The organism is Kyrpidia spormannii (assembly GCF_002804065.1).
GTDB classification, from domain to species: domain Bacteria; phylum Bacillota; class Bacilli; order Kyrpidiales; family Kyrpidiaceae; genus Kyrpidia; species Kyrpidia spormannii.
Map to the genome: position 1 here is coordinate 2,896,901 of NZ_CP024955.1, position 12,419 is coordinate 2,909,319.

The 12,419-nt window shown below is 58.6% G+C and carries 14 protein-coding genes; 11 read left to right on the forward strand and 3 right to left on the reverse strand.

The features are described 5' to 3' along the window. The first annotated feature begins 203 nt into the window (after nucleotides 1–203). From fmdA to CVV65_RS14300, 6 genes are all read left to right on the forward strand, one after another. Nucleotides 204–1,376 (forward strand): formamidase, encoded by a 1,173-nt coding sequence (gene fmdA / locus CVV65_RS14275; RefSeq protein ID WP_100668698.1) that lies wholly within the window; start codon nucleotides 204–206, stop codon nucleotides 1,374–1,376. Between the two features lie 4 nt (nucleotides 1,377–1,380). Next, nucleotides 1,381–1,650 (forward strand): FmdB family zinc ribbon protein, encoded by a 270-nt coding sequence (locus tag CVV65_RS17465; protein WP_133121320.1) that lies wholly within the window; start codon nucleotides 1,381–1,383, stop codon nucleotides 1,648–1,650. A 286-nt stretch (nucleotides 1,651–1,936) separates the two neighbouring features. Next, complete coding sequence (locus CVV65_RS14285; RefSeq protein ID WP_100668700.1) at nucleotides 1,937–3,079, forward strand: diglucosyl diacylglycerol synthase; 1,143 nt, start codon at nucleotides 1,937–1,939, stop codon at nucleotides 3,077–3,079. A gap of 180 nt (nucleotides 3,080–3,259) precedes the next feature. Then, complete coding sequence (locus CVV65_RS14290; protein ID WP_100668701.1) at nucleotides 3,260–4,450, forward strand: MFS transporter; 1,191 nt, start codon at nucleotides 3,260–3,262, stop codon at nucleotides 4,448–4,450. A 128-nt stretch (nucleotides 4,451–4,578) separates the two neighbouring features. Then, a complete protein-coding gene (locus CVV65_RS14295) occupies nucleotides 4,579–4,803 on the forward strand; it encodes a DUF3892 domain-containing protein (protein ID WP_232796634.1) in 225 nt (74 codons plus the stop codon). A gap of 95 nt (nucleotides 4,804–4,898) precedes the next feature. Beyond that, on the forward strand, nucleotides 4,899–6,032 hold the full coding sequence (locus CVV65_RS14300; protein ID WP_100668703.1) for a glycosyl hydrolase family 18 protein: 1,134 nt from the start codon (nucleotides 4,899–4,901) through the stop codon (nucleotides 6,030–6,032). Between the two features lie 196 nt (nucleotides 6,033–6,228). On the opposite strand, the gene CVV65_RS16600 is transcribed toward CVV65_RS14300, so the two are convergent. Next, complete coding sequence (locus tag CVV65_RS16600) at nucleotides 6,229–6,411, reverse strand: hypothetical protein (RefSeq protein ID WP_133121321.1); 183 nt, start codon at nucleotides 6,409–6,411, stop codon at nucleotides 6,229–6,231. Further along, nucleotides 6,383–6,862 carry a helicase-related protein gene (locus CVV65_RS14305; protein WP_198592044.1) on the reverse strand — a complete coding sequence of 160 codons (480 nt, stop codon included), beginning with the start codon at nucleotides 6,860–6,862 and terminating at the stop codon, nucleotides 6,383–6,385. Before CVV65_RS14305 ends, CVV65_RS16600 begins: the two co-directional genes overlap by 29 nt. A gap of 253 nt (nucleotides 6,863–7,115) precedes the next feature. Between CVV65_RS14305 and CVV65_RS14310 the strand changes: the two genes are divergently transcribed. Then, nucleotides 7,116–8,279: an alpha/beta fold hydrolase gene (locus tag CVV65_RS14310; protein WP_232796635.1), complete on the forward strand. Its 1,164-nt coding sequence runs from the start codon at nucleotides 7,116–7,118 to the stop codon at nucleotides 8,277–8,279. Between the two features lie 235 nt (nucleotides 8,280–8,514). Beyond that, entirely contained in the window at nucleotides 8,515–8,757 is a 243-nt protein-coding gene (locus CVV65_RS14315; protein ID WP_100668705.1) for a hypothetical protein, read from the forward strand. Between the two features lie 58 nt (nucleotides 8,758–8,815). Here the strand turns inward: CVV65_RS14315 and CVV65_RS17470 are convergent, their stop codons facing one another. Then, nucleotides 8,816–9,004: an ATP-binding cassette domain-containing protein gene (locus CVV65_RS17470; protein ID WP_100669558.1), complete on the reverse strand. Its 189-nt coding sequence runs from the start codon at nucleotides 9,002–9,004 to the stop codon at nucleotides 8,816–8,818. 143 nt (nucleotides 9,005–9,147) lie between these two features. On the opposite strand from CVV65_RS17470, the gene CVV65_RS14325 reads away from it, so the two are divergent. From CVV65_RS14325 to fba, 3 genes are all read left to right on the forward strand, one after another. Further along, entirely contained in the window at nucleotides 9,148–10,329 is a 1,182-nt protein-coding gene (locus CVV65_RS14325; protein WP_100668706.1) for a phosphoglycerate kinase, read from the forward strand. A gap of 13 nt (nucleotides 10,330–10,342) precedes the next feature. Further along, nucleotides 10,343–11,230 (forward strand): LysR substrate-binding domain-containing protein, encoded by an 888-nt coding sequence (locus CVV65_RS14330; RefSeq protein WP_100668707.1) that lies wholly within the window; start codon nucleotides 10,343–10,345, stop codon nucleotides 11,228–11,230. Nucleotides 11,231–11,523: 293 nt separating this feature from the next. Next, a complete protein-coding gene (fba, locus tag CVV65_RS14335) occupies nucleotides 11,524–12,387 on the forward strand; it encodes a class II fructose-1,6-bisphosphate aldolase (RefSeq protein WP_100668708.1) in 864 nt (287 codons plus the stop codon). The last annotated feature ends 32 nt before the right edge of the window (nucleotides 12,388–12,419 follow it).

Consider the following 12,419-nt stretch of genomic DNA (forward strand, 5'->3'; position numbering starts at 1 on the left):
AAACCCTTTTAGTTGCATTGTGGAATCTTATTTGACACATCTTTCTGCCACTGTTATTATCAATCCAGAAGTGCGTCAAGTCAATGATTATAATTCTTACATGGCAAGGTTGCTTGCCAATTAAGAAAGGAGGTGCAACTCTCGAAAAAACCTACCCGATCGAACAGATACGATTAAAGAGAACTCATTGAGGAGGGAAAAAGATGCCAGATGTTTTGTTTCATGTGGATTTGACAAAACCCATGGATGAGCAAGACATACCTGGGCACAATCGGTGGCATCCGGATATCCCGGCGGCAGTCTCAATAAACCCTGGCTCAATTTTCCGTATCGAATGTAAGGATTGGACCGATGGGCAGATTCATAATAACGATGACCCTTCTGATATTGCCCATGTGGACCTTAACCGGGTACACGTCTTAAGCGGACCGGTATGGGTTAACGGAGCGGAACCCGGTGATCTCCTGGTGGTCGATATCCTGGACATCGGTGCATTGCCAGACTCAGAATGGGGGTTTACCGGAATCTTTGCTCGGGAAAACGGCGGTGGTTTTTTGACGGATCGTTTTCCAGAAGCCCGGAAAGCAATATGGGACTTTGAAGGAATTTATGCCGTATCTCGACACATACCTGGGGTTCGTTTGCCCGGAGTCCTCCACCCCGGACTGATCGGATGTGCCCCATCCCAAGAGCTCCTTGATGAATGGAATCGGAGAGAAGCTGAACTCGTGGCCGCGAATCCCCAGCGAATCCCACCGCTTGCCAACCTTCCAAATCCGCAAAGTGCTGTGCTGGGCAGTCTGAAGGGGGCCGAGTTCGACCGAGTTGCACGGGAGGCCGCTCGCACAGTCCCGCCCCGTGAACATGGCGGTAACTGTGATATTAAGAACCTTTCCAAGGGTTCCCGATTGTATCTACCCGTATATGTCAAAGGGGCGAAATTATCCGTCGGCGACCTTCATTTTTGCCAGGGTGACGGAGAAATCTCTTTTTGTGGAGCCATTGAGATGGCTGGATGGATCGATCTTCATGTCGATGTGATCAAAGGTGGCATGACCAAGTACGGTGTCGCCAATCCAATTTTCAAACCGGGACCTGTGGAACCAAAGTTCTCCCAATATCTCGTGTTTGAGGGTATTTCAGTCGATGAAAGCGGAAAACAGCATTATTTAGACGCCCACATTGCTTATCGGAGAGCCTGCCTGAACGCCATTGAATATTTACAACACTTCGGGTATACAGGGGACCAGGCTTACCTGCTTCTGAGCGCTGCCCCCGTCGAAGGCCGCATCAGTGGAATTGTCGATATTCCCAACGCCTGCTGTACCTTAGCCATACCGCTGGAAATCTTTGATCGGGACCTGTCCCCGGCGTGATCCGATGCCAACCTATGCATTTAACTGTCAAAGATGCGGACCGTTTGAGCGACAGATGGCCATGAAGGATGCCCAAGATACTTGCATTTGCCCTTTCTGTGGAGAAGTGGCACGTCGAACCTATGGGGTCCCAAATGTCTTAAAAACGGCTGGACGATCCACCTCGGTACGTGTTGTTGAGCCACACAACGGAACGAATTCCACTGTCAATACCGAGCGGCAACGTCAAGCAAATGGCTCCCGTCCCGGCCGTCCTTGGATGGTCGGTCATTAGTGGCTTTCTGGAGCCAGTGAGGCGGATTTTTCGGCAAACTCCTTGCTGGCTCCATTTTTGGCATATCATGTAACCGCCGGGGTTCATAGGCCGAGTTCCATTCTCCAATTCTGCGTAAACCCTGGGGCCGCCCAGAGCGCACTGAACATGTTCCGCAGGTCTTGCGAATCTCCCGCAAAACGGTCATCCTATGGTATAGACGGGCGTAAGCATGCCCAAGAAGGCTCAGGCCCGACCGACGAGTCGGTGCCCGGGTCAGCCGTTTGGATGACGGGAGGCGTGGGGAGTGTCAAAAGAGCCAAACATTCTCATTCTAACCGGAAGTTTTGGCGATGGACATCTTCAGGTGGCCCGGGTGTTGCGAAACGGCTTCCAGAAACAAGGTGTTCGAAAGGTCCGGGTGTTGGACTTGTTTGCCGAGGCGCACCCAGTGATCAATCAGGTCACGCGCTACGCCTATCTCATGGGTTATGGGGTGGCGCCGTCGATTTACGGATGGATGTACACGTCCACCCGGGATATGGAACAGGACGGGATGTTTGCCCGCTTGCTCAGCTCCTTCGGGGAACAGACTTTGCGGCGGATCTTGAAAGAAGAGCGGCCCGACGCGGTCATTAACACGTTTCCGGTCTCGACCATGCCGGAGCTGCGGCAAAAACTGGGCATGGAGATCCCCCTCGCCGCAGTGATCACCGATTTTGCGCTGCATCAGCGCTGGCTTCACCCGGCGATCGACCGTTATTACGTGGCCACGGAGGATTTAAAGCAGGGGCTCGTCCGGCGGCAGATCCCGGAAGACCGCGTCGTGGTAAGCGGCATCCCCATCCGCGAGTCCTTTGCGACGCCGGTGGACCGAAACACAATCTATGGAAAATACCAGTTTGACCCGAGGAAGAAAATCGTCCTGGTGATGGCCGGAGCCTATGGGGTGCTTCAGAACACCCGGCAGATCTGCAAAATCCTGGCCCAGGACCCGAACCTGGAGGTTGTGGTGGTGTGTGGCAAAAACCAGCCGTTACGTAAAGTGCTGGAAACCACCTTGGCCGACCAGCCGTCCATTCACGTGTTCGGTTTTGTCGAACAGATCCACGAATTCATGGCTGTGGCCTCGGCGATGATCACCAAAGCTGGGGCCATCACCCTGTCCGAAGCCCTGGCCATGAAACTGCCCACCTTGATTTTTCGGCCCGCTCCGGGGCAGGAGCGGGAGAACGCTTCGTACCTTGCGGGCAAGGGCGCGGTGATCGTCTTCAAGGACATGGACGAATTTCGGGTGCGGGTGGGGCCGCTGCTCCGGGACGAACGCCGCCTCGGACAGATGAGACAGGCGATGGCGGCCTTGCAAAAGCCCTTTGCTGCCGATACAATCGTCAAGGATACATTAGATTTGATACAATCGCAGATCCGCATGACCCCGGTCCATCGGTGAGCGCCATTTTGCATCGACTCATCGAAGGGTGTCGGTGCATCGGCAAGTGTCGGGGCTGTGGACCCGGGCGGGGGGCGTCATCAGGATGTGGGCGGCAGCAGGGCGTCGGTCCTAGAGACAAAAGCCTTGCCCAGCCATGCCCTGCCCCGGGCCAATGGCCGCCGTCGGGAAGGGGATCGAATGGAGATATTGAAGCGAGCGGGGATGACAGAAGGCCTTTTGCCCGTATCCATGGTGTTATTTTTCGTGGAACTGGTCCGGGGGGCGTACTTGGGTTCTTTTTTGCCCACATATGTGACAAACGGGCTGGGGCTGTCCGTCACCACGGTCGGTGCCGCTGTCACCGCTCATTTCGTGATGGACACTTTTACAAAGAGCTTTCTCGGTCATTTGTTGGACCGTTTTTCCTCCCGAAAAGTGGTATTCGGTGGGCTGCTCATTTCAATGTTCGGACTGTTCATGACGTACGGGGCGCCCTTTGCCTGGCTGGTCATCGCCGGGGCCGGGGTGTTTGGCATCGGCATTTCGCCGGTGTGGATCGTGGCCCTGAGCACCGTGAAAGCCAGCGCCGCCCGGGCGACACAAATGGGCGCTTTGTACACCCTGTGGCTGGCGGGACTTGGGGCCGGCCCGATCCTCCTCAATTTTTTCCTCGATAAGGGATATCACCTGTCTTTCTGGCTGATGGTCGCCTTCTGGGTGCTGGGATGGCTGCTCTCCCTGCGCCTGGCGGACCAGACCATCTCCGAAGTGGAAACCCCCTCTTTTGCCGCCCAGTTTCGGGCGCTGTGGCTGCGGCTGAGAACCATGCGGCCCCTTCTGCCAGGCATGATGCTTCAGACCACCGCCGCCAGCATGCTGGTGCCGATTCTCCCGAGTTACGCCGCCCACCACGTGGGGCTCAGTTACAGCCAATATTCTTACGTGCTGCTCGCCGGAGGGTTCTGTGCCGTGATCGCCATGGTGCCCATGGGACGGCTCTCGGACCGCCGAGGGCGAAAATGGTTTCTGGTGGGCGGTTTTGCGGGATTCGCCCTCACCCTGTACGCCCTGACCATGGTGGGAAGCCTTCGCGCCGCTATATTGGTGGCGATCGTTTTAGGGCTGTCTTACGCCGCGGTGCTCCCGGTGTGGAATGCTGTTCTCTCTTACCAGGTGCCGGACGACCAGCAGGGGCTGGGCTGGGGGGTCTTCTCCAGCGTGGAGGGCATCGGCGTGATGATCGGGCCGATTCTCGGCGGCCGGATTGCCGATCTGTACAGCGAAACCGGGACTGTGGTGGTGAGCGCAACCCTGCTCGGCATCCTCGCCGTGTTTTATCTGCTTTTTCCGTTCTCCCATTTAATTCGAGATCGCCGGCGCCGCTCCTGATCGATTGGTAAATGACGGGACACACTATCCGTGAACCCGGGGTCGCCAGGCTGCAGGGCCCGCACTCGCACTGCGAGATGGCAAGCCACGCCCCGGAAATTCCTTCTCGCCAAAGGAGGATTGGTCTCGTGGGAGAACGGATCATCTCCGTGAAAAAGAACACGGACGGCGACATTGTGGCGGTGAAGTTGAGTTCGGGGAAAATTCTCCAATACGATGAAGCGGTGGAGAAGGCGAAAAAAGGGGAGATCGAGCACGTGGATGTGGTTCAGAGATACGATCGTGACATCCTGCGCAGCGAGGCGGACGGCACGACAGAGAATAACCTCGACCGCCTGCCCACTTTCGAGTAAGCCGCCCTGTAGCGGGGTGACCGCCCTTGGGCGCACGCACCCGGCGTCTGCGGAATACAGTACCCTAGACCATCATGGAGAAAAGGGGTACGATCATGCAGATCCACGTGGTGCAGCGGGGGGAGAGCCTGTGGAGCATTTCCCGCCGATACGGGGTGGCGCTGAACCAAATCGCCGCTGCGAACCAATTGCCGGATCCCAACCGCCTGGTCCCCGGCCTGGCGCTGGTGATCCCCACCCCCTCCCCCGGCCCCAAGCCGACCATCGATGTGAACGCCTTTACCTTTCAATTCAGTCCCGCCGGCGCCCAGGAGGTTCGCCGGCACGGACGACACCTCACGTACATGTCACCCTTTGCGTATCGCATCCGCAGCGACGGTACTTTAGAGACGATCGACGATACGGCCCTGATTCAGGCTGCCGTCGCCACCCGGGTGGTGCCGATGATGGCCATCACCAATTTCACGTCCCGGGAGTTGGGGACGGACCGGGCCCATGCCGTGCTCAGCAGCACCGCCGTGCAGGACCGCCTGCTCAACAACATTGTGGCCATGATGAGGAACAAAGGCTACCGCGGACTGAACATCGATTTCGAAAATGTTCTCCCCGCGGACCGTCAGGCCTACAACGCCTTCCTCCAGCGGGCGGTCAACCGGTTGCACGCGGAGAACTATTTTGTCTCGACATCCCTGGCCCCAAAAACCAGCGGCGCCCAGCGGGGATTGTTGTATGAGGCCCACGACTACCCGGCTCACGGGCGGATCGCCGATTTTGTCGTGCTCATGACGTATGAATGGGGCTATCGCCTGGGGCCGCCCAGGGCCATCTCCCCCGTCAACCTGATCCGCGGTGTGCTCGACTACGCGGTATCGGTGATTCCGCGGAACAAGATTCTGATGGGCTTTCAAATCTACGCCCGGGATTGGCGGATTCCCCACCGGCCCGGGATGCAGGCGGAGACCATCAGCAACCAGGAAGCGGTGCGCCGGGCCGTGCAGCACGGTGCCGTCATCCAGTACGACTGGACCGCCCAGTCGCCCTATTTTCGCTATTGGGACGCCCGGGGTCAGGGCCACGAGGTGTGGTTCGAAGATGCCCGAAGCGCCCAGGCGAAGTTCAACCTGGTGAAAAGTTATCAATTGCGGGGCGTGAGTTACTGGGTGCTGGGCTACCCGTTTCCCCAGAACTGGCTTTTGTTGGAGGACAATTTTACTGTGCGGAAGCGCTGATGGGGATAGAAGCGGGGGCGCGACAGGCGAACGGGCGGCACCCGGCCCCCGCTTTCAGAGGATTTGGACGCTGGTTTTCGCCCTCCACAAACATCAGCCATCTCCTTGTGGCGGCAATCGACCACAAAGTATTTCCATAGGCCGGGAGCCCTCGTGCAGCACTGATTACAGTATATGCCGACCCGCCCAGCGCCTCCTAAATCGCGTCCAAATCGACGGGTATACAGCGGCGCTCCTGCTCCTTAACGATCTGCATCGTTTGCTCTTGCTCGCGCTGCTTTTCTAACCGGTCCCTCAGCCGCTTCTCCAATTCCGATATGTCCAGCGTGCCTTCCGCCAGATCATGAAACTCATCCGGCTGCACTGGCAACAGGGACATTTGCTGAGCCCACGACAAGATTGGCCTGTTGCAGACGCTGTAACAACCGCCCGTAAACAACCTCTTCTTCACTTCCGGCATAACACAAATTGACCACAAAGATTTCCGGGTGGCGTTGGCCGATACGGTCGATCCGGCCGATGCGCTGTTCGATTTTTATCGGGTTCCATCCGAGGTCAAAATTGATGAGCATGTCGGCCGTTTGGAGGTTCAGGTCCTCGGCCGACGCGTCGGTACACAGCTTCTGGACCGCTTCGGGCAATGGTATGATCCGCAGACTCTTCGGGTCTCCCTCCCACAGATTTTGAAAATCCGCCTCGTCTTCGTCCACACGCCTACGGTCCCGCCCCTCCCACCAATCGCAATGAACATCGATATTCTCGGCAATTCCCGAACTCGTCCCGGAGGATGAAGCATTTTTCGTGCACATAGCCGTCTTCCACTGAATCAAACGGGAGGGGCTTCCCGGTATCCCGATGCACGCGCAGAGCCACCTTCAGCTCCAGATGCCCATGAGCCACCATCCAAGCCAGGAGCGGACTCGCCCGGTGGGCCTCCTGCCGACTTTCGCATAAGTTCGTTCATCTTTTCACACCTTCGTCGCAAAATTGGCCCTTTCGAGTCATGGGCGCCTCGGGATGGACCCGGGTACCATCAAAGATAGACTTGTGGATCTCATCATTCTCCACCAAGGAGGCGCCTGTATGAAATCGATTCAATCCATCTCCCGAGCTTCGGATCCCGCTCCCAGCCGGGGTCTGGCCGCCCGCCCCCGCCCCTTTCGCCCCATGACCCGGGCCAAAACGATCGCCATGTGGGCCGTCGGCCTCTGCATGCTGCTCACCGGATGCGCTCCCGGAGACAACGCCGCTGTCTCGTCAGAATCGAAAGACAAATCCAAGGCCACCACCGGCGCCGTCGTCACCCACCAGCACCGCATTCCTTGTGCGGATCCGGGCATCGAACTCTACTTGAAAGAAAAAGTCCTGGCAACCGGCACTGCGGCCACCCCATCCCCAACCAAAGCGGTCCTGTTCCTGGAGCCCTTCGGGGTGCCCACTGCCGAAGCCTTCGACCTCCCCGGGTATTCCTGGATGGACCATCTCGCTCGACAGGGATTCGACACCTGGGCATTGGATTTTCGCGGGTTCGGCCAATCCACCCGCCCCGCGGCCATGACCCAGCCGCCCAACCAGAATGCTCCCGTGGTTCGACTGAACGACGTCCTCAAAGACGTGGATGCCGCTGTCAACTTCATCAAGACCAGCCGGGGTGTGCCCTCGGTAGATCTCATCGGCTGGTCCTACGGCGGCGTGGCCGCCGGCGCCTACGCGGCCCAGCACCCGGAGAACGTTCACCGTGTGGTGCTCTACGGCGCCATGCACGGGTTCCAATTGCCCGGCATGACCCAACCCATGGAGGAGAAACCCGGCGTACTGAAAAAAGACATCCCGGCCTATCAATTGGCCACCTTCGCCATGACCATGCAGCATTGGAACATGATGATGAACGGCCGCCCCTTGGTCAGCGCCGACGCTGTGGAGGGGGCAAAAAAGATCTTTATGGAATCCGATCCCACTGCCGGGGACCGCAATCCTCCCTCGGTGCGCCGGCCCATGGGACCCATGGTGGACCTGTATGCCATCTGGTCCAACCGGCCCATTTTTGACGCCGGCAAAATCCAGTGCCCGACATTGGTGGTCCGGGGAGATTCCGACTTCTTTGCCGATCCCACGCTTTTTGACAAATTGACCTCCGCGAAAGAGAAAAAAGAAGTGGTTATTCCCGAGGCCACCCATTGGGCCATTTATGAGAAGAACCGCGGAGTTTTGCTGGAGGAGACGTTGAAATTTCTCCAGGCACAGTGAGCAAGACGAGCGGCCCGATGAAGGCTCGGAGGGCGGTGGGCAGCGCCCCGTCGCCCCCGCGTCCTTGCGCCCGATAACGGCCTTTATGACGCGCCCCTGCGTTTCTTTTTTTCGCCGGTGGAGCGCGCCCCCGTCTCTTCCCCGACAATCCCCCGCTAAGTAACACGTCCCATGACCATCCCCCGAAGCCCAGGTATCCACCGAACAGATCTACGGCGTTCACCACAGCCGGGAGGTGCTCACCGCCCTGGACGAGTTGATCAACGAACGGGTGGAAAAACTTCTCGCCCCCCACCGGGTCCTGGAAGTCCGCCGGCAGGGGGACGATTTGGTCATCTATTTTGACACGCCAAACCCCTGGCGCAAGCAGGATTCGGCCTTGTCCTCCAGGAGCCTGTGGTTTCGAATCCCGTTGAGGTACAGCCCGGCGACGACATTTTGGAAAATCGACAGGGTGGGGAAAATGTTCGGCGTCTGAAACACCATCCCCACCCGCCGGGGACCTGGGCAGGAGTCATACTCCGATAGATATCTTCTCAGTAGATGTAAATATTACCTGACATTCTGACGCTGGGCACCACCTCGTGCATGCAATTGAGACAACGAATGAACGTCGACTTCCCACATCCCGACGGTCCGATCAGCGCGGTGATGGAATGGGTCTTGACAGACAGGTGGATGCCTTTTAATACTTGGTGGTTGTCGTACCACGATAAGACTTCGATGAACCTTTGACACCCGCCCGTTCACGAAATATTCAACAATCGGGCCAATCCCCCCGCTTGACTTTCGATTCACTTGTGAAAAGAATTAAATAATCGTGCATGTTCGCCATGCGACGATCATTTCGCGCAAAGGAGGTACGCCTGTGAAAGCCACGATTCGCGACGTGGATGTGACCCATCGCCGGGTGTTCGTTCGAGTCGACTACAATGTGCCGATGAAAGACGGGCAGATCACCGACGATACCCGGATCCGAGCCAGTCTGCCGACGCTTGAAGACCTGATTCAACGGGGGGCCAAACTGATCCTCGCGTCGCACCTCGGCCGACCCAAGGGTACGGCCGACCCCGCGTACAGCCTTGCGCCGGTCGCCGCCCACCTCTCTCGGCTTCTCCGCCGCCCGGTGGCCTTCCCGGGCCAAGTCGCCGGGCCAGAGGTCGCCGACTTCGCCCAGCGCATGCAGCCGGGGGAGGTCCTCCTGCTGGAGAACGTGCGGTTTCACCCGGGCGAAACCCGCAACGACCCGGAACTGGCCCGGTCCTGGGCCGATCTCGCCGAACTTTACGTGAGCGATGCCTTCGGAACGGCGCACCGCGCCCACGCTTCCACCGTGGGAGTGGCCGAACATCTGCCCGCCTACGCCGGGTACCTCATGGACAAAGAGATCACCGTGCTGTCCCGGGTGCTCGCGGCCCCCAAGCGCCCCTTTGTGGCCGTCATCGGCGGGGCCAAAATCAAGGACAAAATCGGCGTCATCGAAAGCTTGTTGCAGAAAGTGGACGTGCTTCTGCTCGGCGGCGGCCTTGCCAACACCTTTCTCGCGGCCAAGGGCTTTGACGTCGGGGCATCCCTCTACGAACCTGAACAAGTCGACGTGGCCCGCCGGCTGGTCGAGCAGGCCGAATCCCGCGGAACCCACCTTCGTTTACCCGTGGATGTCGTCACCGCGCCGGCGCCAGAACCGGATGCACCCCGTGAGATCGTCGACATTTCCGCGATCCCAGGTAGTTCCCAGGCCCTGGACATCGGACCGAAAACGGTCGAACACTACCGGCGGGAGCTGATGAGTGCAAGGCTTATCCTCTGGAACGGGCCCATGGGCGTGTTCGAAGTCCCGCCCTTTGCCGAAGGTACCTACGCCGTGGCCCGGGCCGTGGCCGACTCGGAAGCGGAATCGGTGGTCGGCGGCGGAGATTCCCTGGCCGCCATTGAGGGCGCAGGACTTGCCCGCCGGATTTCCCACCTGTCCACAGGCGGAGGCGCCACCCTCGAATTCCTGGAGGGAAAAATACTCCCGGGCGTCGCCGTTTTGCAGGACCGGGCGTGACCGGTGATGTCCGATGGAATACCTCAACCTTCGCAGACTGTACGTCTTTCAAACGGTCGCCAAACACCTGAGTTTCTCCCGGGCGGCCGACGAACTGTACCTGAGCCAACCCGCTGTCTCCCAACATATTCGACTATTAGAAGAATATTTTGACGTCGAGCTCTTTGAGCAGTCGGGGAAAAAAATCGTCCTGACCGAAGCCGGTCTGTACCTGAAGGACGCGGCCAACCAGCTGTTCAAGCAGCTCGAAGCCATCCATCAGACGGTGCGGGACATCCGCAGCCATCATATCGGCAGTCTGAAAATCGCCGCGGATACGACGGCCGGAGCCTTTGTCGTCCCCCCTTTTTTGCACCAGTTTCACGACCTGTATCCGCGGGTCAACATCAAACTCGATGTCGGCAATCGCAGTATGGTCTTGCAACGCCTGGTTCGCCGGGAGGTCGATCTCGCGGTGATGGGCTATCCCAGGGTACCCGCCAACCTGAACGCCGATCCGTTCAAAGACAACCCCCTGGTCGTCATCGCACCACCCGATCATCCCCTGACCCGGGAGGCGAACATTCCCCTGGATCGGCTCGTGGAGGAACCGTTTCTCATGCGGGAGCGCGGTTCGGGAACCCGAAGCACGGTGGAGATGTTCTTTGACAAACACGGCCTGGCGCCCCGTATCACTATGGAGCTCGGGAGTATCGCCGCCATCAAGGAGGCGGTGGCTTCGGGACTCGGGCTCTCCATCGTCTCCGAGGCGGCGGTGCGAACGGAACTGGAGGTGGGAAAACTCACAGTCCTCTCCGTCGACCATTTGCCGATCATGCGAAAATGGTATGTGGTGTATGCCGATGAACGCAGCCTCTCCCCATTCGCAAAAATTTTCCGTAATTTACTGCTTAATTCATAACCCTGGCCGCCGTATGGATAAAATTGGCCATTCCGACCTGTGTAACGAAGTTCTACCATCCGAGGAAGACATAAGCAACCACGTATCGTAGCATGCGAAAAGATCGATTGGCGTCTTAAAAAAGTGATTGCTATCATGGTAGCAATTCGGTTGTACCGCCACGTGGAACACCCGCCGGGAGTCGGCAGGGATCGGCCCCGCCGGGGTCGGGGCGACCCACCGGACCGGGCTCGGCGGGTGGGCCCCTGGGTACAGTCGATACCAACACAGACGGATGAAGGAGGCGAACACGTTTGCACGTCCATCCCAAAGCATCGTATCGGGAAGTGCTCGAAGACGCCAATGCCAAAGGATACGCGGTCGGCCAATTTAACCTCAACGGCCTGGAGTACCTCCAGGCCATCGTCGAAGTGGCCGAAGAAGAACGATCCCCGGTCATCCTCGGCGTGAGCGTCAGCTCGATGAAGTACATCGGCCTGCACTATTTGACCGCCCTGGCCGATGCGGCGAAACTCCGTGCCCGGGTTCCGGTCATCCTGCACCTCGATCACGGGCCGAATTTCGAAGTGGTCCAGCAGGCCATCCGGGGCGGGTTTGATTCGGTGATGTACGACGGCTCCGAGCACGAACTGGACCGGAATATCGCCGAAACGCGCCGGGTGGTGGACGCCGCCCACGCCGCGGGCGTGGACGTCGAAGGGGAGCTCGGGCAGATCGCCGGGACGGAGGACGAGGTGTCCGTGGACGAGCGGGAGGCGATGCTCGCCCGGGTCGACGATGCGATCCGCTTTGCGGAGGAGACGGGGATTGACGCCTTAGCCCCGGCCCTGGGGACGGCCCACGGCATGTATCGGACAGCACCGGAGATCGATTTTGGGCGCCTTGAGAACATTTTCGAAAAGACGAGAAAACCGATCGTCCTACACGGAGGATCCGGTGTCCCCGACGACGATGTCCGGCGGGCGATCTCCCTGGGAGTGGCGAAGATCAACGTCAACACGGAGGCCCAGATGGAATTTAACCGGATTGTTCGCGAAAAGCTCGATAATGATCCTAAATTGTACGACTCGCGCAAATATTTAGGTCCAGCAAGGGAAGCCGTGAAAGAGATCGTGCGGAAAAAGATTCGTCTGTTCGGCAGTCACAATCGATATTGATGGCGCGCATTCCCGATCCGCGGCCAGGGCGC